General features: G+C 53.9%; 19 protein-coding genes, 1 tRNA gene and 1 pseudogene. 9 read left to right on the top strand and 12 right to left on the bottom strand.

Going from position 1 to position 21,055, the window contains the following annotated elements:
- Nucleotides 1-110: 110 nt before the first annotated feature.
- The 5 genes and pseudogenes from purK to ppiB all read right to left on the bottom strand — a co-directional run bounded on the left by purK (nt 111) and on the right by ppiB (nt 3,186).
- Complete coding sequence (gene purK, locus ABLU96_RS00780) at nt 111-1,178, bottom strand: 5-(carboxyamino)imidazole ribonucleotide synthase (RefSeq protein ID WP_025107127.1); 1,068 nt, start codon at nt 1,176-1,178, stop codon at nt 111-113.
- Nucleotides 1,175-1,684, bottom strand: coding sequence for a 5-(carboxyamino)imidazole ribonucleotide mutase (gene purE / locus ABLU96_RS00775; RefSeq protein WP_004848424.1), 510 nt, complete (start codon nt 1,682-1,684; stop codon nt 1,175-1,177). The genes purK and purE overlap by 4 nt, the downstream gene beginning before the upstream one ends.
- A 153-nt stretch (nt 1,685-1,837) precedes the next feature.
- Nucleotides 1,838-1,927, bottom strand: a pseudogene (locus ABLU96_RS00770) (hypothetical protein); the annotation flags it as partial.
- A gap of 38 nt (nt 1,928-1,965) precedes the next feature.
- Complete coding sequence (gene lpxH, locus ABLU96_RS00765) at nt 1,966-2,688, bottom strand: UDP-2,3-diacylglucosamine diphosphatase (protein ID WP_064405063.1); 723 nt, start codon at nt 2,686-2,688, stop codon at nt 1,966-1,968.
- 3 nt (nt 2,689-2,691) lie between these two features.
- Nucleotides 2,692-3,186 (bottom strand): peptidylprolyl isomerase B, encoded by a 495-nt coding sequence (gene ppiB, locus ABLU96_RS00760; protein ID WP_004099775.1) that lies wholly within the window; start codon nt 3,184-3,186, stop codon nt 2,692-2,694.
- A gap of 173 nt (nt 3,187-3,359) precedes the next feature.
- Here ppiB and cysS point away from each other — a divergent pair, with 173 nt between their 5' ends.
- On the top strand, nt 3,360-4,745 hold the full coding sequence (gene cysS, locus ABLU96_RS00755) for a cysteine--tRNA ligase (RefSeq protein ID WP_064405061.1): 1,386 nt from the start codon (nt 3,360-3,362) through the stop codon (nt 4,743-4,745).
- Between the two features lie 294 nt (nt 4,746-5,039).
- On the opposite strand, the gene ybcJ is transcribed toward cysS, so the two are convergent.
- Nucleotides 5,040-5,252, bottom strand: coding sequence for a ribosome-associated protein YbcJ (ybcJ, locus tag ABLU96_RS00750; protein ID WP_025107125.1), 213 nt, complete (start codon nt 5,250-5,252; stop codon nt 5,040-5,042).
- A 1-nt stretch (nt 5,253) separates the two neighbouring features.
- Nucleotides 5,254-6,120: a bifunctional methylenetetrahydrofolate dehydrogenase/methenyltetrahydrofolate cyclohydrolase FolD gene (gene folD, locus ABLU96_RS00745; RefSeq protein WP_004099791.1), complete on the bottom strand. Its 867-nt coding sequence runs from the start codon at nt 6,118-6,120 to the stop codon at nt 5,254-5,256.
- A gap of 340 nt (nt 6,121-6,460) precedes the next feature.
- Between folD and ABLU96_RS00740 the strand changes: the two genes are divergently transcribed.
- From ABLU96_RS00740 to ABLU96_RS00730, 3 genes are all read left to right on the top strand, one after another.
- Nucleotides 6,461-6,537 (top strand) — tRNA-Arg (locus ABLU96_RS00740).
- Nucleotides 6,538-6,965: 428 nt separating this feature from the next.
- Complete coding sequence (locus ABLU96_RS00735; protein ID WP_025107123.1) at nt 6,966-7,448, top strand: hypothetical protein; 483 nt, start codon at nt 6,966-6,968, stop codon at nt 7,446-7,448.
- Nucleotides 7,449-7,658: 210 nt separating this feature from the next.
- On the top strand, nt 7,659-7,955 hold the full coding sequence (locus tag ABLU96_RS00730; protein ID WP_071846135.1) for a hypothetical protein: 297 nt from the start codon (nt 7,659-7,661) through the stop codon (nt 7,953-7,955).
- A 115-nt stretch (nt 7,956-8,070) separates the two neighbouring features.
- Here ABLU96_RS00730 and ABLU96_RS00725 read toward each other — a convergent pair whose 3' ends face one another.
- Nucleotides 8,071-10,245, bottom strand: coding sequence for an extracellular solute-binding protein (locus tag ABLU96_RS00725; protein ID WP_233933019.1), 2,175 nt, complete (start codon nt 10,243-10,245; stop codon nt 8,071-8,073).
- A gap of 333 nt (nt 10,246-10,578) precedes the next feature.
- Here ABLU96_RS00725 and ABLU96_RS00720 point away from each other — a divergent pair, with 333 nt between their 5' ends.
- The 3 genes from ABLU96_RS00720 to ABLU96_RS00710 are packed head-to-tail and all read left to right on the top strand — an operon-like array spanning nt 10,579 to nt 13,396.
- Nucleotides 10,579-11,403, top strand: coding sequence for an MBL fold metallo-hydrolase (locus ABLU96_RS00720; RefSeq protein WP_032748501.1), 825 nt, complete (start codon nt 10,579-10,581; stop codon nt 11,401-11,403).
- Nucleotides 11,404-11,415: 12 nt separating this feature from the next.
- Nucleotides 11,416-12,651 carry an MFS transporter gene (locus ABLU96_RS00715; protein ID WP_064405439.1) on the top strand — a complete coding sequence of 412 codons (1,236 nt, stop codon included), beginning with the start codon at nt 11,416-11,418 and terminating at the stop codon, nt 12,649-12,651.
- A gap of 31 nt (nt 12,652-12,682) precedes the next feature.
- Nucleotides 12,683-13,396 (top strand): MgtC/SapB family protein, encoded by a 714-nt coding sequence (locus ABLU96_RS00710; protein ID WP_025107119.1) that lies wholly within the window; start codon nt 12,683-12,685, stop codon nt 13,394-13,396.
- 161 nt (nt 13,397-13,557) lie between these two features.
- Here ABLU96_RS00710 and ABLU96_RS00705 read toward each other — a convergent pair whose 3' ends face one another.
- The 3 genes from ABLU96_RS00705 to ABLU96_RS00695 all read right to left on the bottom strand — a co-directional run bounded on the left by ABLU96_RS00705 (nt 13,558) and on the right by ABLU96_RS00695 (nt 17,098).
- Complete coding sequence (locus ABLU96_RS00705; protein ID WP_064405441.1) at nt 13,558-15,534, bottom strand: glycoside hydrolase family 28 protein; 1,977 nt, start codon at nt 15,532-15,534, stop codon at nt 13,558-13,560.
- A gap of 184 nt (nt 15,535-15,718) precedes the next feature.
- The gene (locus ABLU96_RS00700; protein WP_064405443.1) at nt 15,719-16,546 is read right to left on the bottom strand and encodes an MBL fold metallo-hydrolase; all 828 of its coding nucleotides are present in this window, start codon (nt 16,544-16,546) and stop codon (nt 15,719-15,721) included.
- Nucleotides 16,547-16,555: 9 nt separating this feature from the next.
- Nucleotides 16,556-17,098, bottom strand: coding sequence for a hypothetical protein (locus tag ABLU96_RS00695; protein ID WP_025107116.1), 543 nt, complete (start codon nt 17,096-17,098; stop codon nt 16,556-16,558).
- A gap of 137 nt (nt 17,099-17,235) precedes the next feature.
- Here ABLU96_RS00695 and ABLU96_RS00690 point away from each other — a divergent pair, with 137 nt between their 5' ends.
- The gene (locus tag ABLU96_RS00690; RefSeq protein WP_025107115.1) at nt 17,236-18,111 is read left to right on the top strand and encodes a LysR substrate-binding domain-containing protein; all 876 of its coding nucleotides are present in this window, start codon (nt 17,236-17,238) and stop codon (nt 18,109-18,111) included.
- A gap of 37 nt (nt 18,112-18,148) precedes the next feature.
- Here ABLU96_RS00690 and ABLU96_RS00685 read toward each other — a convergent pair whose 3' ends face one another.
- Entirely contained in the window at nt 18,149-19,015 is an 867-nt protein-coding gene (locus tag ABLU96_RS00685) for a GNAT family N-acetyltransferase (protein WP_042944490.1), read from the bottom strand.
- 352 nt (nt 19,016-19,367) lie between these two features.
- Between ABLU96_RS00685 and cadC the strand changes: the two genes are divergently transcribed.
- A complete protein-coding gene (gene cadC, locus ABLU96_RS00680; protein ID WP_064405445.1) occupies nt 19,368-20,900 on the top strand; it encodes a lysine decarboxylation/transport transcriptional activator CadC in 1,533 nt (510 codons plus the stop codon).
- The last annotated feature ends 155 nt before the right edge of the window (nt 20,901-21,055 follow it).

Here is a 21,055-nt window from a genome sequence, read left to right as displayed (position 1 = left end):
GTATCGCTGAATAGCGTCAGGAATGGCTGGATTTAAGCATCCGTGGGGCTGGCAAGTTGGGTAGCCCGGCTAAGGCGCAGCGCGCCGCAAGCCGGGATAAAGGAGAGAGATTACGCCAGCTGCGCCTGCGCCCAGAAGATACCGCTGGCATATTCCGGCGGCAGCAGCGGCTTCAGCGCTTCCAGCGTCGCGCTCAGGCGGTCGGTATCGCTGTCGGTCAGGTTCAGGTGGCCGACTTTACGACCCGGACGTACCTCTTTGTCGTACCAGTGCAGATGCACCAGCGGCAGCTTCAGCCAGTCATAGTTCAGATCGGTACCGATCAGGTTGATCATCACCGACGGGCTGTTTACCACCGGCGGCGGCAGCGGCAGATCGGTAATCGCCCGCAGATGCAGCTCGAACTGGCTAATGGAGGCGCCGTTTTGCGTCCAGTGGCCGCTGTTGTGCACGCGCGGCGCCAGTTCGTTAATCAGCAGGCCATCAGCGGTGACGAAACATTCCATCGCCATCACGCCAACGTAGCCCAGCTCATGCATGATCGCCGACAGCATCTGCTCCGCCTGCGCCTGCTGGCGGGCATTGGCCTGCGGAAAGGCGACGCTGGCGCGTAAAATACCGTCCTGATGCAGGTTGCGGGTCAGAGGATAGAAGACCGTGCTGCCGTCCCGGGCGCGAGCGCCGACCAGCGATACCTCGGCGGAGAAGTTAATGCCCTGCTCAACGATACACTCGCCGTAGTTATCCTCCGGCAGCTGCGCGGTTTCATTTTCCCGCAAACGCCACTGGCCGCGGCCATCGTAGCCGCCGACGCGGCGCTTAACGATAGCCAGCTCCCCGAGGCGGGCGAATACCGCAGGCCATTCGCTTTTATCCGCCAGAAGCTGCCACGGCGCGGTGGCGAGCGCTAGCTTATCGAACAGCTGCTTTTGCGTCAGGCGGTCGGCGATTATCGGGAAAACGTCGCGGTTAACGAAGGCGGAATGACGCGCCAGCTCGCGGGTCAGCGCTGTTTCCGGCCAGCGTTCAATCTCTGCGGTAATCACGCTTTGCTGTACCGGCACCGCTTCCGGGTCGGCTTCCAGACCGACCGGCCAGACCGCAATACCCAGCGGCTCGCCGGCCTGGCGCAGCATCCGGCCTAGCTGACCGTTGCCGAGAACGCAAACCTGCTTCATGCCGCACCCCGCGGATCCGGGTTATCCAGCACTTCATCGGTTTGCGCCTGACGCCAGGCGCTGAGGCGCTGGTGCAGTTCCGCATCGTGCTGGGCGAGGATCTGCGCCGCCAGCAGGGCGGCGTTGGCGGCCCCGGCTTTGCCGATGGCCAGCGTACCCACCGGGATGCCGCGCGGCATCTGGACGATGGAGTAGAGGCTGTCTACGCCGCTCAGTGCCGCGCTCTGAACCGGCACGCCTAACACCGGCACCAGCGTTTTCGCCGCAATCATGCCCGGCAGGTGAGCCGCGCCGCCGGCACCGGCAATAATCACCTGAAAACCGTTTTCTTCCGCGCCTTCGGCGAAGCTGAACAGTTTATCGGGCGTGCGGTGGGCGGAGACCACTTCGACATGGTACGGAACGTTCAGGGCATCAAGGATTTCTGCGGTAAACTGCATGGTAGCCCAGTCGCTTTTGGACCCCATCACGATGGCGATACGCGCCGAATTATTGCGGGAAGACATGCGTCTTAAAACTCCTGTGGGTGTGTTTCACACTGCTTTAGAGGCCACAGAGAATAGCATGAACTACCGGCAAGGAAAACGGTTGCGTGCGCATGGCCAGCCGCCTTTGTGTTGTCGGTATTCGATGAAACGCTCCGGTTATGAGCGGGCAAAAAGTAAAACCAGCCCCCGTCCCCGGGTCAGCATAAGAATGCCCATCACCAGCAGGTAGATTTGCACAACGCGCTCATCGTGCGGCCCGGATAAATCGCGGAAAATAAAGAATCAGCCCTTGCCGGGGGCTAGAAAGGAAAATGAATCAGCTCAACGTCTTCTGGCGTCACTTTGACCATAGAGCCCTGGCTATGCCAGGCGCCGAGCACCACGCGGTACGCGGATTGACCGTTGGCTTCTAGCGGGTGGACGGCGGGGCGGTGCGTATGCCCGTGAATCAGCCACTGAACGCGATGTTTCTCCATGACGTCAACGACCGCCTGGGGATTCACATCCATAATTTCCATCGACTTGCTGCTGTTGGCCGCTTTGCTGTCGGCGCGCATTCTGGCGGCGATACGGCGGCGGATAAACAGCGGCAGGGCCAGAAACAGGCGCTGGATCCAGGGATTGTGAACTTTCGCGCGAAACGCCAGATAGCCTGCATCGTCGGTGCAGAGGGTGTCGCCGTGCATAATCAGCACCTTGCGCCCGTAGAGGTCGAGAAGCTTCTCTTCCGGCAGCAGGGTCATCGCGCTTTCGTGGGCAAAGCGCTTGCCGACGAGAAAGTCGCGGTTGCCGTGAAGGAAGTAGCAGGGGACGCCGGAATCGGCCAGCGCTTTGAGCGCTGAGGCGATTTGCCGATGCAGCGGGTTAGGATCGTCATCGCCGATCCAGGCTTCAAAGAGATCGCCGAGGATATACAGGGCGTCCGCCCTGCGGGCTTCCCCCTGTAAAAAGCGCAGAAAACCGGCGGTAATCGCCGGTTCTTCCGTTTGCAGATGCAAATCCGCAATAAAAAGTGTCGCCACGAATTATTCGCTAACGGTGACGCTTTTGATCACAACATCTTCTTTCGGCACATCCTGATGCATGCCGCTGCGGCCGGTGGCGACCGCTTTGATTTTGTCGACCACGTCCATCCCTTCAACGACTTCTGCGAATACGCAGTAGCCCCAACCCTGCAGGCTTTCGCCGGAGAAGTTCAGGAAGTCGTTATCGGCGACGTTGATGAAGAACTGCGCGGTGGCGGAGTGGGGCGCCTGAGTACGGGCCATCGCCAGCGTACCGCGGGTGTTTTTCAGACCGTTGTTCGCTTCGTTCTGAATAGGAGATTTGGTGGTTTTCTGATTCATGCCCGGCTCAAAACCGCCGCCCTGAATCATAAAGCCGTTGATTACACGGTGGAAAATAGTGTTGTCGTAGAAACCTTCACGACAGTAGTCCAGGAAGTTTTTAACTGTTTCCGGCGCTTTGTCGTCAAACGTCTTGATTACGATATCGCCATGATTGGTGTGGAAAGTAACCATTTTTGCATCCTGTTCCGATGATTGTGGTGCCTGCACCCGGAGTCGGGTGAGATATAGGGGGCTGTTATAGCATAACCGCGGGGTTGGATCACCTTGCAATGTGTGCTGCTTCGGGGTTGAATTAAGGTTAGAATACGCGACTTATATCCACACACGTCTACACGGAATCTTCGATGTTAAAAATTTTTAATACACTGACGCGCCAAAAAGAAGAATTTAAACCTATCCATGCCGGGGAAGTTGGCATGTACGTGTGTGGTATTACCGTTTATGACCTCTGTCACATCGGCCATGGCCGTACCTTCGTCTCATTCGATGTGGTCGCGCGCTACCTGCGTTTCCTGGGCTATAAGCTAAAGTACGTGCGCAATATCACCGATATCGACGACAAAATCATTAAGCGTGCTAATGAAAACGGCGAAAGCTTTGTTGCGCTGGTGGATCGCATGATTGCCGAGATGCACAAAGACTTCGACGCGCTGAATATCCTGCGCCCGGATATGGAGCCGCGGGCCACCCACCATATCGCGGAAATCATTGAGATTACCGAGCAGCTGCTCGCCAAAGGCCACGCGTATGTCGCCGACAACGGCGACGTGATGTTCGATGTGCCGACCGACCCGAACTACGGTCAGCTGTCGCGTCAGGATCTCGATCAGCTGCAGGCCGGCGCGCGAGTTGATGTCGTTGACGTCAAGCATAACCCGATGGACTTTGTGCTGTGGAAGATGTCGAAAGAGGGCGAGCCAAGCTGGCCGTCGCCGTGGGGCGCGGGCCGTCCAGGCTGGCACATTGAGTGTTCAGCGATGAACTGCAAACAGCTGGGCAACCATTTTGATATTCACGGCGGCGGTTCGGATCTGATGTTCCCGCACCATGAAAACGAAATCGCCCAGTCCACCTGCGCCCACGACGGCGAGTACGTCAATTACTGGATGCACTCCGGGATGGTGATGGTTGACCGCGAGAAGATGTCAAAATCGCTGGGCAACTTCTTTACCGTGCGCGACGTGCTGAAGTTCTACGACGCGGAAACCATTCGCTACTTCCTGATGTCCGGCCACTATCGCAGCCAGCTGAACTACAGCGAAGAGAACTTAAAGCAGGCGCGTTCCGCGCTGGAGCGTCTGTATACCGCGCTGCGCGGAACCGACAAAACCGCAGAGCCGGCCGGCGGCGAGGCGTTTGAGGCGCGCTTTATCGAAGCGATGGACGACGATTTTAATACTCCGGAAGCCTATTCCGTGCTGTTCGATATGGCGCGTGAGGTTAACCGCCTGAAAACCGAAGATGCCGCCGCGGCCAACGCGATGGCGGCGCATATGCGCAAGCTCTCTTCGGTGCTGGGGCTGCTGGAACAGGAGCCGGATGCCTTCCTGCAGAGCGGCGCGCAGGCGGACGACGGGGAAGTGGCGGAAATTGAGTCGTTGATCCAGCAGCGTCTGGACGCGCGTAAAGCGAAAGACTGGGCGGCGGCGGATGCCGCGCGTGACCGTCTCAACGAGATGGGCATCGTGCTGGAAGATGGCCCGCAGGGCACCACCTGGCGCCGTAAGTAGTCTCATTCTCTCTTTTTAGCCGGGGCCATCCCCGGCATTTTTTTGCCCCGACTCAGGCTAAGAAACGAAGCGCGGTCCTGATTTCGCCTTCGTACGTTCCCGGCCAGCGGCTGCAGCGTTCGTTGGGAAGAAGAGGTATCAGGCGGAAGTGCAGGTTGCCGGAGGCAGCCAGGGGAGCGGCTGTGCTACACAGGACGTGATATCGGAAGATGGTGGCGCTGACTGAAGTGCAGAAAAACGAGAGATCATCTGTCGGGGTGGGGGGACAGGCGCCGGTTGCGGCGCCTGAACGTTTTACTCGGTAACGGTAACGCTCTGACCTTCAAAGCTCACCGTTTGACCGGCGACGATTTTGCAGCGCTTGCGGGTTTCCACCACGCCGTCAACGTTGACCAGGCCGTCGGCAATAGCGATTTTCGCCTGCGCGCCGCTTTCGCTCCAGCCTTCAAGCTTCAGCAGGTCGCACAGTTCAACGTGCGGGTGTTTGCCTAAAGAAAAATTCGCCATCTCAGGCCTCCTGAATATCGTGATACTCTTCGCACGCCTGCAGCGTGTTCTGAATGAGGGTGGCTACGGTCATCGGGCCGACGCCGCCGGGAACCGGCGTGATGTACGACGCGCGCGCGGCGGCATCTTCATAGACCACATCGCCGACCACTTTGCCGCTTTCCAGGCGGTTAATGCCGACATCGATCACGATCGCGCCTTCTTTAATCCATTCGCCCGGAATAAAGCCCGGTTTACCTACGGCCACGATCAGCAGGTCGGCGTTTTCGACGTGATGACGCAGGTTTTTGGTAAAACGGTGGGTGACGGTGGTGGTGCAGCCTGCCAGCAGCAGCTCCATGCTCATCGGGCGTCCGACAATATTGGAGGCGCCAATAACCACCGCGTTCAGGCCGTAGGTATCAATGTTGTAACGCTCAAGCAGCGTGACGATCCCACGCGGCGTGCACGGACGCAGACGCGGCGCGCGCTGGCACAGACGGCCCACGTTATACGGGTGGAAACCGTCAACGTCTTTGTCCGGCGAAATGCGCTCCAGCACTTTGACATTATCAATGCCGGCGGGCAGCGGCAGCTGGACCAGAATGCCGTCGATGGCGCTATCCGCATTCAGGGTGTCGATGAGTTCCAGCAGCTCCGCTTCGCTGGTGGTTTCCGGGAGATCGTACGAGCGGGAGACGAAGCCTACCTCTTCACACGCTTTGCGCTTGCTGCCGACATAAATCTGCGACGCCGGGTTGCTGCCGACCAGCACGACGGCTAACCCTGGAGCACGAAATCCGGCCGCAACGCGCGCCTTCACTTTTTCCGCAACCTCAGAGCGTACCTGCTGCGCAATCGTTTTACCGTCAATAATTTTTGCTGCCATCAGAGAGAGGATTCCATCTGTATCTTTACGAAAGGGGGATGGCGATATTTTGTCAGAAGCCAGCCCCGCTGTCAGTCTTCGTTTAAGATTTTATCTTTCTTTGGCGTTACGGTGGCTGAAAAACGGGCCTGACCGCGCCGCGAATGGCGCAAAAAGGAGCCCGGGAGCCGAAGAAAAGTTAACGTGCAGAAACATAAGGTTGGATAAACTTTATACTGCTTTTGCGGCATAAGCCGCCAGCCTGCACAGGCAAGCGCAGTTTCGCGGCAAAATACATTGACTCATCAGGCGTGGACCGTATAATTCCGGCGATTGCACATCATGAAGCTCGCTTCTCAATGCGCCCTTAGCTCAGCTGGATAGAGCAACGGCCTTCTAAGCCGTAGGTCACAGGTTCGAACCCTGTAGGGCGTACCATTTTTTTGTTAAGAATCCTCTGCCAAATCCTCTTCCCTTACCTTTTACTCCCTGGAATGAGTCTTTTTCTATGACTGGCTTTATCGAAGCCTACGCAGGTGTAAACGAATCAGGGCGGCGCAGAAGACTTTTACGGGCTTATTTCATTCAGGCGAATAGGGGCGCCCTCAATCCACCAATAAAAGGAACGGCAGAGCCAAATGAGAGATAATACCAACTCATTAATGGTGGCGAATTGCATCGGTTGGTTACAGCAGTAGGTCTTTCGTTGATTGAGGGATGCGTAGTAATATAGGCAGATACAGTCTAAAATATTTGAGTTAGTATATTCGCCATTGAATCACATAATATGCCGGGTCGGATGAAATATATGAAACTATGAGGATGCTATAGCATTCAATCATGGAACATGCCGCTAAGGACAGTATATGAATATAACTGAAGATAATCTCAATGAAACAATTGATTTGCTGAATGATTTAATTTGCGATGAAAATTTGTTAACACGCACGGAACGCCTTGATTTGGTCCGGGCTGTTGCCGCCATCGGGGCGATGAAAGCACGTGTTGCTATACTGTCTTCACAAAAATCTTCGTCGGTAAAAAAGAGTGGAGAAAAGAAAGAAAAGGTTATCGATCCACGGTTTCCAAACGCTGGCATACCCTGGAATGATAATGATGAGTCCATGCTACGGGAAGTATTAGAGCCTATTCCGGAGGAGGAGATAGGAGAGCATCTCTTCTGGCTGGCTGAAAAGCTTGGGCGCACTCCTTATAGCGTAGCTTGTAAGATAGCTCAGATAAAAAAATTACCTGCAGAATGGAAAGATAGCTTCCGTAAAATTTCCGATCGGATTCGCGATTCGAAAATGACGATTAGCGAATATATTCAAGCTAAAGGCCATGAATAGGCGCGGAATAAGATTCGAGCCCACATGGCTTTGAGGCACTTTTTAGTACAGGATCTGCGTGCAAGCTGCAGGCAGATCGACTGTATAACGATTTCTTGTGACGTTACCAAAAAATATTTTCAGAGATATTCGGCACTATTGAGAAAGATCAATATGCTGTTTCTTGCTGCCGCGTAATTTGAGTTGTCCTCTCTCACAAGAGCAATCATTATGGCCGTTAAACGACCCGTTACCGCCGTGTTAGTGTTGCTGTGCACTTTTATCGTCGGCGCTGCTGCTGCTAAAACACCGCAATTAACTGATGATCAAGTTAAGCAGCAAATTATTGAGGCTTCTATCGCTTCTTACCCCGGCGTTTGCGCTTGTCCGTTTAATCGGGCGAGAAACGGCAGTGCCTGCGGCAGGCGCAGTGCCTGGAGTAAAGCAGGAGGCTATGCGCCAGTTTGTTATAAGAAAGAAGTCACTCAAGAGATGATTAAACGCTGGCGTCAATCTCAACAAATATAAATATTTATCTCCGCTGGAAACTCAACGATAGTTTGCGCTGGAACCTGGTTTCAGAGAGTCCAGCAACACGCAGACTCTCTGGAAAAAGGGCAGAGGCACGCTCGTTTTCCTGGCCTCAGGCGCCGGTTTCATTTTTTATTCGCCTGTTAATGTATTCCACGGCCTGAGAGACATCCATAATCCCATTTATCGCGTTCGTCACGCCCTGGCCGATAATAATTTCTGCCTGGCGCAGGTTGAAGGGCTTACCCTGCGTACCCTGCAACTCTCTTATCCCGACCATGCCCTTTTCATTCAATAAATTAAACCATGGATAGAGGTTCAGGACGTTCTGATCGTGACAAACCCCTGACCAGGCGCAGTTTCCTCCGAGCAGAACCAGATGACGCGCAATTTCATCGGAATAAAGCCAGTTGAAGAACTGTTCAACCTGCTTTTTCTTTTTGCTGTAGCGGGACATCCCAATGGATCCCCCTCCCAACTGTGGAAGCTGTCCCGGGACTGAAGCATAGCCGATAGTGGGAGCGATAGGGCTATGCGCGACGTCGTTGAACAAATTGAGATACATGATCAACATGGCGAGGTTGCCGCGCTCAAACTGCTTAACGGCGTCACTCCACCATTCTCCTGAGAGATTCACGGCGACGGAGAGCTGTTGCAGGTATTGTTCAAGCGCCGTAGCGGCAAGCGAAGTCTCCAGTTGAACTGGTTCGCCTTCGCGAACCAGACGTCCGCCGAGCGCGTAGTAACGCAGCAGATATTCCGTGGCGATAAGCCCTGAGCTGCCTAAGGTCACCGCCGTGCCCATCGGGCGCAGCCTGTTATCCGGCTGATGCTGGCGACTGAAGAAAGTCGCTAACTCATCAAATTGCGCAAAGTTTTCGGGTAGCGTTAACTCTTTGCCCGTCGTTTCGTAGAACATCCGTTTTATCGTCGCATCTTCAAAGAGATCGCGTCGGTAAAACAGGAGCTGCATACTGGCATCAAAGGGGATGGCCCACGCGGTGCCATTCACCATGCTGAAGTGCTGTTGAATCTGGTCAGAAAAATGAGTCAGCAGCTGCGGCAGCGCAGGGGAAATCGACTCCAGCGGCAATAACGCTTTTTCTGCAAACCAGGGAAAACAGGCCATATCGATGCGCAGGAGATCGTAATAGGGATGCAGATGAAGATGGGAAAGAATTTCAAACACTTCATCATAAGGATAAACCGCAAGATTTACCTTGATACCGGTCTGACGATAAAAGTGAGGTAACAGCTTTTTCAGCGCATCGGTTGAGGGGCTGGGTAAAATTAACATATTCAACGTCGCCTCAGTCTCAGGCGGCTGGACGGATTGGCCATCTAATGAAAATCCGCTATTTGTCAGAATTCGATGCGTTACCTGTTTTTTAGGCTGGCGAATATGGGAAGCGATGGCGGTACCCAGGCGACCATAGTCCATCTGGTAGTTTGTGACGCCGTCGAAGGCTGCCGGAAGATTATCACTCAACTGCAGTATCTGCGGACAGGACTGCACGCTACCAAACCAGGCTGCCTGCGTCACGGCTCGCGTTTTATCACTATCCTGAGTGATGAAAATATCGGGGGGAACGCCGCGGAAAAAATCAAACGCTACGGTGTTAGACTCGCCCGCCTGCGAGGATAAAACGGTGAGCTTAGTCTGCGGACTTACTGTCCGGCAGGTCTCCTGTATCGCCTGCATAAAACATGCGCTATGAGCATATTCAAGTGGTTCGCAGAAGATACCGATATGGCCCGGCCGCTGCGCGAGCGCTCTTCTCGCAAGGTGTTCACCCGCAGTGACGTAATCGAGGCTGAAATAGTTGTCAGCTCCGGCAGGTTGCCGGTACGCAAAAAGGATCTGTTCCGCGGGCAGCTTAAGCATTTCATAATAAGGTTGGCTATTGCTCAGGCAGCTGACGGTAACAATGGTCTGGTAAGATTTTGCCGCCAGCATTTGCAGAATCTCCAGTTCCAGGCTGGGCAGATCGTTGGTCAGGTAAAGATCCAGCGGTTCGCTTAATGATGGCTGACAGACCTGATGTAAGCCCCGGTAAAGCTGGTAATACTGCTCCGCATTAATGTCTGGCAGCAGTAGCGCCACCCCCTGGCTTTTACTGGCTCTTAACGATTGCGCCTGCGCATTTAACTGATAGCCCACTTCCTTAGCCGCTCGTTGAACCGCTTCAATCTTCTCAACGCTGACATTACCTCTGCCATTAAGTACGTTCGAGACAGTGCCGTGTGACACACCGGCTAGCTTTGCTATGTCTTTGATTGTCGGCATATTTTAATCCTTACCCTCATGCGTTGATGCTAGCACGGCCTACCTCTGAAAACTATCGTTGCCGGTGTTATTTGAACGTTACAAAATAAATTTGTGTGATTTATAGACATTAAAAATATTAATCTTTTCCGGCTTGAGACGAGTAACCATGTAGTAAAGATTACAATTTGTTGAAATTTAACATAAATAAAATAAGTTTTTGAAGGTGATCACTTCTGGGATAAAAGATCATTGTTCCTGTTAAACGGCAGAACCATAATTGACACGTTCCAATTACTTTTGATTACATTTCTGATGATAAAAACAGCAACCTGTTAGTGATAAGAGGAAATCATGAAGATCCATTTTCTGGGAACGGCAGCGTCTGAAGGAATACCTAACCCGTTTTGCCGCTGCGAGCACTGTCAGCAAGCCCGTATACGTAAGGGAAAAGACATTCGTACACACTCTTCCGCGATTATTGATGATGAACTGTTGATTGACGTCGCACCGGAATTTAGCCAGCAGCTGCTGCGCGACGGCATGGACGCAACTGAAATCAGGTCGCTTCTGTTTACCCATACTCATCCCGATCATTTCAACGTCGGCGATCTTTTCAGCCGAATGGAGGGTTACGGATTTGAGATTACCCATCCGCTGAATATCTTTGGGAACGATCGTGCGATTAACGGTGCGGCAGAGGTTTTGCCGGGCTATAGCGCAGAGCGCTTTGCCTTTCATTGCCTGGTGCCCTTCGTCACCGTAGAAACCCGTGGTTATCGGATAACTCCGCTGCTGGCTAACCATGCTAAATGGGAGCTTTGTTATACCTGGTTTATCGAAAAAGAGGGCCAGTCAATATTTTACGGTCATGACTCTGGCTGGTTTCCTGAGCTCACCTGGCAGTGGCTGGAAGGAAAAAAAATCGATCTGGCCGTTCTGGAGTGTACCTACGGCTTTAATGGAGAAAATCGTACCAATAACCATATGAGTCTGGAAACGGTGTTCGCTGCCAGAGACAGACTGGCGGAACTGGGCTGCCTGAAGAAAACAAGTCAGCTTGTCGTCTCGCATATTTCACACAGCGGCGGTCTTCTGCACGATGAGCTAGTAGCAGCATGCGATAAAGAGAACATTCTTGTTGCCTGGGACGGGCTTAACCTGAGCATTAACCAATAAAGGATATGCAATATGGACCTTAATAAAACACCACGCCTGTTAATTATGATGTTCATACAGTACTTTATGCAGGGTGCCTGGAATATGACCATGGGGCTGGTATTAAGTACCTATGGAATGGCGACCATAATCGGCTCATCCTATGCCTTGCTCGGATTAGCGACAATTATTTCACCGTTATTTATTGGTATGGTGGCCGATCGCTTCTTTGCATCACAAAAGGTCATGGCGATCCTGCACTTAATCAATGCTGGCGTTCTGCTGTTTGTTCCGCAATTTATTGAAGCACAAAATACCGGCATGACGCTGACCATGATTTTCCTCGTTGGTCTGCTGTTTTATCCGACAACTGCGCTGGCTAACAGTATCAGTTTTAGCCATATCAATGGGGTTAAATATTTCCCATTCATCCGCGTTTTTGGCACCTTCGGCTTTATGGCAATCGGCTTTATCATTGGTGAAATGGGATATTCCGGCAACACGGTTACCTGGTATATTTCGGCAGCTTCCGGCGTCGTCCTGGGCTTATATTGCTTCACATTGCCGAATACGCCGCCAAAAGCAAAAGGAAACGCTTTTGCGCTGCGCGATCTGTTATGTCTCGATGCTCTGGCACTCTTCAAAGATCGTAGCTTCAGCGTGCTGATGCTGAGTATCTTTGTCTTAATGATCCCCAAAACCGCATATTCCGCCTATATTCCGGTCTTTTTGAAAGCGCTGGGGTTCGATAATGCCGCATCAATGATGCAGATCGGGATTGCCTGCGAAGTGATTTTCATGTTCCTGCTGTCGTTCTTCTTACTAAAAGCCGGCTTTAAAATCACGCTGATGCTGGGGGCCGTTTGCTGGATCATCCGCACGCTATTGTTTGCTCATGCCTCGCTGGATGCCAACATGATGTTTGTGCTGATTGGCCTGATGTTACAGGGATTCTGCTGGGACTTTTTCTTTACCGTCGGCGATATTTATGTCGACCGCAAAGCCGCGCCAGAGATCAAAGCGCAGGCGCAAAGCTTGAGGTTTATCGTCTCCAACGGCGTCGGGCTGCTGTTTGCTTCTACCGTTTGCGGGCAGATTTTTAACAATACCGTGACAGAGCAAGGGCCGGAAGCATTACCGCAATGGGAAACATTCTGGTTAGTTTCAGCCGGTGTGGCCGCGGTAGTGAGCGTCTTCTTCCTGATTTTCTTCCGCGACGATCTGTCAAAACGCAAAACGGATCTCGCATTGAAGAAAGCGAATTCCTGATTGATAACGGATCTTTCATTAAGGTAATAATATGAATAATCTGGCCGCCACGATCGTCGATCACGGATGGTTTCCGTTATTGACCATCGTCAAAATCAGCATTGCGTTTATTCTGGGAGGCATCATTGGTCTGGAAAGAGAATCGAAAGGGAAACCTGTCGGATTCAAAACCTGCGTCATTTTGTCTGTCGCCAGCTGTGTGTTAACCATCGTTTCAATACAGTCGGCGGAATACTATGCTGAAATTTCGATGAACATTCGTAGCGATCCGATGCGCCTGGCGGCCCAGATTATCAGCGGCGTCGGTTTTCTGGGGGCGGGAGTGATTCTGCATCGACACGACGATGCTATTTCAGGCCTGACGACGGCGGCCATTGTCTGGGCATCTGCCGGGGTTGGAATTACCTGCGGCGCCGGTTTTTATTTTCATGCTTTTTTCGCCACGGGTTTGTTCTTATTGGCGATAAAATTAAGCCCGTTCATTATATTCCTGCAAACTAAAAATCAGTTCCCCGGAAAAGTGAAAGTACGGGTGGTTCTTGATGAACGAGGGGCCCTTGAAAAGCTGATAAGCCGTATTCATCAGCAAAAAAATATTATTGAGAATATTACGATTAGAGATCTTAAAAAGGGAAAGATTGAGGTTAATTTGAAAATGGTTATTCGCCAGAAAATGACCTTACCTGACTTATACCACGATCTGTCTCATGTTGATCATGTCTGCGCGCTCGCTCTTGAACACTAAGCTGGCGAGCACATTTGGGATGTAATGGAATTATATCGTCCGGGGAACGCTGAATACGCCGGTTATGACCTGCGTCTTTACTTTGGACCACTGAGCGACAGATATCTGTCGAGGCCAGAAGCGCTGATAAAACCCGGCGACTTACGCCGCCGGGAACGCCATTACTTCATTGCCCCCTCAAGGATAAGTTTGTCCTTTTCTCCGCGGGTGATGCTCTGCTGATGCAGACTGTCAGCGAGCGTCACGTCATTGACGGCGAAAAAAGCCCAGGCCTGCGGCGTATTGGCGAACGTCACCTCATCAAACTGACTGTCGTGCAGGAAGGAGATACTGGTCGCTTTGGTGTTACGGAAGCTGACGTTGGAAAAACGCAGATTCTGGTGATAGGCATCGCGAGAATAGGTAATACCAAACGACTCCGCCATTTCGGCTACCGTCATGCCGTCAATCAGGATGCTGTGCTTAGCCGAAGTACCATCGACGGTGACGTCCTGCACCTGAACGTCGCGGAACTGAGCGGGCTCGTCGGCAGGGGTCGTATCATTCACGTCGGCGCTGTATTTGATAGTAAAAACGAACGGCTCTTTGGCGATATCTTTCATCGCATTATGACGGAACAACACATCCCGCACCCCACCGCCATAGTAGGGGCGGCTTTTCATGCGCAGGCCGACATCGGTCATATACATGACGTTATCCTCGGCGCGGACGTTTTCGATCCACGCGCCGGTGTGGCTACCGGTCACCACGGCGCCGTGGCCTTTGCGGAAATAGTTATTAAAGATCCACGCCCCGCTTTGCGGCTGTTGATGAAAAGTTTCCGCGCCTTTACCAAACCCGGCGGCGAAATTGACGCAATCATCTCCGGTATCGAAGAAGTTGTTGAAGACCAGCGCATTCTGGCTATTGCCGAACTCGACGCCGTCGGCGTTATTGCCGTCAAAGGTCTGGTGGACCAGGCCATTCAGGGTGATATTTTTTGACTCCAGCGCCATTACCCCGTGGAACGCGGGGTTGCGGATTGTCAGCCCGGCAAGATAGAGGTTCTGCACACCGCGCAGGGTCATCAGGCTGGAGCGGCGATTTTTATAGGCGCTATTGCTTTCGATGCCTTCCGCAATAGCCGCTTCGGTCTGATGCTTTGCCAGAATGCCGTCCGCGCTGACTTTTGCCGCACTGCTGGCCCGGTATTGCGGCAGCGCGTTCCCCATTTCGTCGATGATGGTGGCCTCGCCGCCGCTTTTGACGCCCCGGGTCCAGCCGTTGCCGTCAATCGTGCCTTGACCGACGATGCGAATATTGCGAAACGTTCCGGCCGGAGACTCGCCCTTATCGTCCGCTTCCAGCACGTTAATTAATGACGGCGGGCGGCGGGGCTGCGGATGATCGCTGTAGGGATAGAGGTAATAGCCTTTTTCCAGCGGATACTGGGCCGGATCGTCCGAACCCAGCAGGGTGGCGCCAGCGGCAATCTCCAGGGTCATATCGCTGTGCAGAAACAGCGCGCCGGTTTTGAATTCGCCGTCGGAAATCAGCACCTTACAGCCCTGAGGATAGTGCGCGACGGTGCAGCTATCGATCGCCTGCTGCAGCGCCTGGGTATTCAGCGTGGTGCCGTCACCCTTCGCGCCAAAGGTTCTGGCTTCGATGATGTGCGGCGTTTTGCTGGTCCGCGCTTTAATCACCGCGCTATCCGGCGACTCTTTGCCATTGGCGTAGACCGCACGTACCGTAAATGCGTATTCCGTATCCGGCTCCAGGTGGGTGACCGTAAAGGTACGCAAGTCGATTGGCTGCTGCCAGCCGTCGCTGGCGACCCGCTGATAGAAGTTATCAATATAGGGTTTGGCCGGTGAAAAATGGTTTTGATTTTCGCGCGCCAGACCCAGCCGCTCGCCCTGACGGTAAATCGCGTAGTCCACCACCTGCTGCGTCTCTGATTCCGGCTTTTCCCAAACCAGCACCAGGCTATTTTCATCGGCAGAAAGCGCGGGAACGAAGACATTCTGCGGCGCGGAGGCGGGCGCATCCTGCTGATTGTCGCGTGGGGCGCCGCTGTCATTACAGCCGCCCGCGAGGCCAGCCAGCGCGATAGCCAGCGCCAGCATACTGCGTGAAGGTCCAAAGGTATTGCACATAAATTTCCCTTAATGTCATATCGCTTGTAAAAAACAAAATGCATATTCATTTAAAATAAAATGATATTTTATATTTATGGCAAAAAATAAACGCGAGTCAGTTCAATCTTTCAGCAGGTGAAAAATAAAGCGTTGTTGGATAAGAAAAGGCGGCCAGGGCGTTAACCTCCGGCCCGCTTTCTCTTTACGGCGCGGAATATTGAATACGATAGCCGTGCGAGGTCGGTACGATATGCGCAAATCCCGACCCGCCAAGGTGCATACCGGCAATCAGCAGGTTTTCGCTGACGGCCTGGGCGAGGATCGCTTCCCGCGTCGCTCTGGCCTGCGCGGGATCGCAATCAAAAGCAACGGCGGCGGCGGGTCGGGCGGTCTGAATATGCGGAAAATGGACGATGTCGCCCCAAATCAGCAGGCTTTGCGCCGCGGCGTCGATGCGAAACCCAATATGGCCTGGCGTGTGCCCGGGTAGCCATAGCGGGCGGATACCCGCGACGGCCTCGCGCTCATCCAGAAAACCGAGGCTGCGGGAATAGGCGTCCAGGGCGCGGCGGGCGAGCGTGAAGTTGCGCTGCCCCCGCGCATTGGCCCGGTTTAGCATGGCGTCGTCCTGCCAGTACTCGGCTTCCAGAGGGTGCAGATAAAGACGGGCGTGGCGATAGCGCGGCGCGCCGTTGGCATCCAGCAGGCCGCCGATATGATCCGGGTGAGCGTGGGTCAGCAGGACAGTATCCACGTCGTCTGGCGCACTCCCCGCCGCTCGCAGACTGGTTTCCAGCACGCCGCCTCCCGTACCCGCGTCGACCAGAATCGTTCTTCCCCGACCGCGAATAAGATAGCCACTAATGTCGATATTGCCGGGGTCAATGACGCCCGCGCTGCGCTGAATGTCTGCGGCATCGTCGATATTAATACCCGACAGCAGCGCCAGGCCAGCGGCCATGCTGCCGTCGCTGAGGGGCGCCACCTGAAAATCGCCAATCTGGCGGGAGAGAAAAGCGGGTTTGTGCATATCAACCTCTTAGCGTGATGGGGGCTGTATTTCAGTCGGGCTTTGCAACTGACCGGCCATGGGCTCATACATCGAGACGTTTTCCCGTCCCGCCAGCAGCATGGCCTCCCGGCGCGGCAGAACGTACGCCACGCGCTGCGGCGGGTTGTTATCCAGCCCGGCGGCCGAAAGGTTTGTCGGCGGATATCCCAGTTCCGACTCAACGACGTCCAGCGGCTCGGGGTTCAGTAGCAATACATCCCCCTCAGCGACGGCAGGAAAGACGCCGCCGTAGCGATACAGGTTTCGCCGCCAGTCGCGAATATGCGCCTGCCAGCGGGAAAAGCTGCCGCCGCCTTTCTGGCGATACGCTTCACTGGCGAGCGTATCGCCATGCTCGATGGTATGAATAGCAAGATAGACCGGGCAGCCGGAGGAGAGCGCCCTGAAGCGCTGCGAGGCGCGGAATCCGCTGACGGACACCAGCGCAGGCAGCTTGTCCTCGCTGTAAAACCTGTTCCAGCCGGCTTCGCTTTGCGGGTCGGCGTAGCTGCACTCAACGATATATAACATGGGCTGCCCTCTGCATGATGGAATGATGTTATTGACGTTTGATCATGCTACGTTGGGCACTAAGCGCTATAAAACGATATTATTTCACCACTCAATGACATTTCGTCATTGATAAACCTTCAGCAGAGGCGGCGTTCGTGCGAAAAAAACTCCCCAGCAGTACCTCGCTGCAGGCCTTTGAGGCTGCCGCCAGGCACGGTAACTTTGCCCGCGCGGCGGAAGAGCTGTCGCTTACCGAAGGCGCGATCAGCCGGCAAATCGCCCGCCTGGAATCGCTGTTAAACTGCAAGCTGTTTGAGCGGACGGGGAGTCGGGTGCGGCTGAACCCCAACGGCGCGCGCTATGCGCACCATGTCCGCGAGACGCTGGAGCGTCTTGAGCGAGATACGCAGTATCTGATGGGGGCTGCGGACGGCAGCCGAAGCCTGGAAATCGCCGCGCCGCCGACCTTTGCCAGCCGCTGGCTCATTCCCCGACTGGGGGATTTTCAGCGCCGGAATCCGGATATCACGCTGAATATCGCGGTCAGAACCGACCCGTTTATCCTCACCGGCAGCGGTTTTGACGCGGCGGTTCATTTCGAGCATCCCGCATGGGCAGGAATGCGCTTGCGGTTTCTGTTTGAAGAGAGACTGGTGCCGGTATGCCACGCCGGGCTACTTACGGGAGAAGATCTCGCCAGCCAGCTGAACGCGCTGCCGCGTATTCATCGACGGCAGAATCCTGACGCCTGGCAGCGCTATGCTGAAGAGTGCGGGATCGCGCTGGATAATCCGGCGCGGGGCGTGCGCTACGATCTGCATGAGATGGCGATAGCCGCCGCGCTGGCCGGGCAGGGCGTTGCGCTGGTACCGCACGTGTACGTTGAAAAAGCGCTCGAAAACGGGACGCTGGCTGCGCCCTGGCCGCAGGCCCGCAGCCTGAGCAAGCGCTTTTGCCTGGTGAGGCCGCTGGAAAACGGCGTCAACGAATCGGCGCTACAGGCGTTTGAACAGTGGTTATTGGCGCAATAAGGCCCGGTCGCGGGCCGTAGACGCGTTAAGCGCAGCCTCAGGCGTGGGATAAAAGCGGGAACATCAGCTTATTCTCTTTGAAGATATTTTCTTTTTGTCCGTAGATAAACAGAATATCTTCGCCTTCGATTTTTTCATACTCGCCGGTCCGATTCTCTTTGGGGGTAAAGCCGAGAATAGCCTGGTACGTATTTTCATCGGCGAGCTCGTTAATAATGGCCGACAGGGAGCGTCCGCTGTCGCAGAAAATATCAAAACAGATCAGCGCCGGACCGTTTTGCATCGCAATCGCGATGGCCTGGTTTTTGTCGGAATAATAGACGAAGTGCTTCATAAAGGCGGAGCAGTAGAACATCAATAAACCGAAGTTATCCTCTACCCGCAGCTGTGAAAACGGATTCGATTTTTGATAGTACCGCTGTAATCGCGCAACCTCTTCCGGCTGGTCCATATCGAGCTTGCGGAAGTCGCCCGCTGCCGGTACCACCGGCATAATATATTGATGTTCGGCGGTGCGCTCGAAGCCAAATTTCGGATAAAAATCAACGGTTGTCGGGTTAGCAAACAGGAAAAAGGCGTCGGCCTTATCCTGCCAGTCCGTCAGAATCTCCCTGACGAGCTGCCCGGCCAGGCCCTTATCACGATGATCGATATCGGTCATCACGGTGCCGATTTGAATATAGCGGCGGGGTTCGCCCTGCCAGATCAGATCGATAATATTGGCGGAGGCGTTAGCAATCACTTTATTGTTGCTCACCAGGGCGTAGGGAATATAGGCGTCGGTCCAGTACCCTTTGCGGTACCACTCTTTAAAGGAGAGATCGAAGGTTTTAATCGCCAGGTCAATGAAGCTATTTCTTAACACGTCATTGTGCACAATTTGCTTATCTAATTTGTAGTTCATCGTCGACATTCCTTACGCTGCGGGTGAGGCACTGTTTTCGGCCATCTGTTCGGCGGTCCGATCTCTGTCGGGCGAGCTAAAAATAGCATATCCCCACGGATGGGCGACGATTGTCGCGCCTAAGCTTTGCTCAGGTCACACATTCGGGGAAAATAGGGCTAAAAATAGCGCGCTTTCGTCGCCCCAGGGAACATCGCCCTCAGGCAAAAGACGCCTTTAGCAAATGAAAGTTTGCCAGTCATCAAAAACGAAGAGGAATATATTGCGTTCATGGTCATGACCCCTATCATTAATAGGTAGGGTAAATGTGGTATCATCGCGCCTTTCCCTTTTCGTCCTGGGGCTCTTTTTTATGCAACAACCTGTTGTTCGCGTTGGAGAATGGCTGGTTACTCCCTCTGTTAACCAAATTAGCCGCAAGGGGCGTCAGCTAACTCTCGAACCGCGCTTAATCGATCTTCTGGTTTTCTTTGCCCGTCATCCCGGCGAAGTACTCAGTCGGGATGAGCTCATCGATAATGTCTGGACCCGCAACGTTGTCACCAGTCACGTCGTCACGCAAAGCGTTTCCGAGCTACGTAAGTCGCTGAAAGATGGCGACGATGGCAGCCTTGAATATATCGCTACCGTACCCAAACGCGGCTATAAGCTGACGGTGCCGGTGATCTGGTGTACCGAAGAGGGGGAGGAGCCGACGCCGGTTATTCCCGCAGAAACGCCGACGGTCGGGTTTGAGGCGCCGTTGACCTCCCCGCAGCCCGATGCGGCTGCGCCAGACAGCACAGCGGTGGCGAAGCCGGAAAAACGCAAGCGGCTGAGCACGTTTATCGTCTGGGGTCTGTTCCTGCTGGCCCTCGCGAGCTGCGTGGCGCTGGTGGCCCTGTCAACCCTGCAGTCGCGCCCGCCGGTCACGAAAACCCGGCTGCTGCTTAACCCGCGTGATGTCGATATTCACCTGCTCAGCGGCAACACCTGCAACAACTGGTCATCGCAGCACTCCTATGCCATCGGTCTGGGGAGCCTGATTACCACCTCGCTGAACACCTTCTCCACCTTTATGGTGCACGACAAAACCAACTACAACATCAATGAGCCGAGCAGTTCCGGTAAAACCCTGACCATTGAGTTCGTCAACCAGCGGCACTATCGCGCACAGCAGTGCTTCATGTCGGTGAAGGTGGTGGATAACGCCGACGGCTCGACCATGATGGATAAGCGTTACTTTGTCACCAGCGACAATCAGCTTTCGATTCAGAACGACCTGCTGAGCAGCCTCTCTGAGGCGCTGAAGCAGCCGTGGCCGGCGCGGATGCAGGAGATGTTAAAGCAGTATCAGCCGTCGCAAAGTATCGCGCTTACCCATTTCTATCAGGCGCATCAGCTATTAATGAACGGAGACGTTGATTCGCTGGGCAAAGCCAGTAGCCTGCTTGCCGACGTGAATAAGCAGTCGCCGGACTTTACCTATGCGTGGGCGGAAAAGGCGCTGGTTGACGTATTGCGCCATTCTCAGCAGCCGCTGGATGAGAAACAGCTCGCCGATCTTTACAGCGAAATAACCCGGGTGGGTAATATGCCGGGGATTAAAGATATGGCAATATTTTATCAGATTAAAACGGTGGATATGCTGGGCAAAGGAAAAGTGGATGAAGCCTATGACGCGATTAATGCCGGGATTGATCTGGAAATGTCGTGGATGAATTACGTGCTGCTGGGCAAAGTCTACGAAATGAAAGGGCAGAACCGGGAAGCTGCCGATGCCTACCTGACGGCGTTTAATTTACGCCCGGGTGAGAATACATTTTACTGGATTGAAAACGCCGTATTCCAGACCTCCGTGACCCGCGTGGTTCCGTATCTCGATAACTTCCTCGCTTCAGAATAAGTAAACCCTCATCATGGTCATGGTTTTGGTCGTGGTGAGGTTAAAATTATGTTTCTCATGAGCCACAAGGTTGTTATTTTTTATAACCAATCTGGTCCCGCACGCAACACTTTTTCAACACGGAGTTGACCTCATAACCCAATGAAAAACATCTA

This window comes from Klebsiella sp. CN_Kp106 (assembly GCF_040064575.1).
Lineage (GTDB): Bacteria > Pseudomonadota > Gammaproteobacteria > Enterobacterales > Enterobacteriaceae > Klebsiella > Klebsiella michiganensis.
Note: the sequence above shows the minus strand (reverse complement) of the source record. Positions and strands in the feature narration are given on the sequence as shown.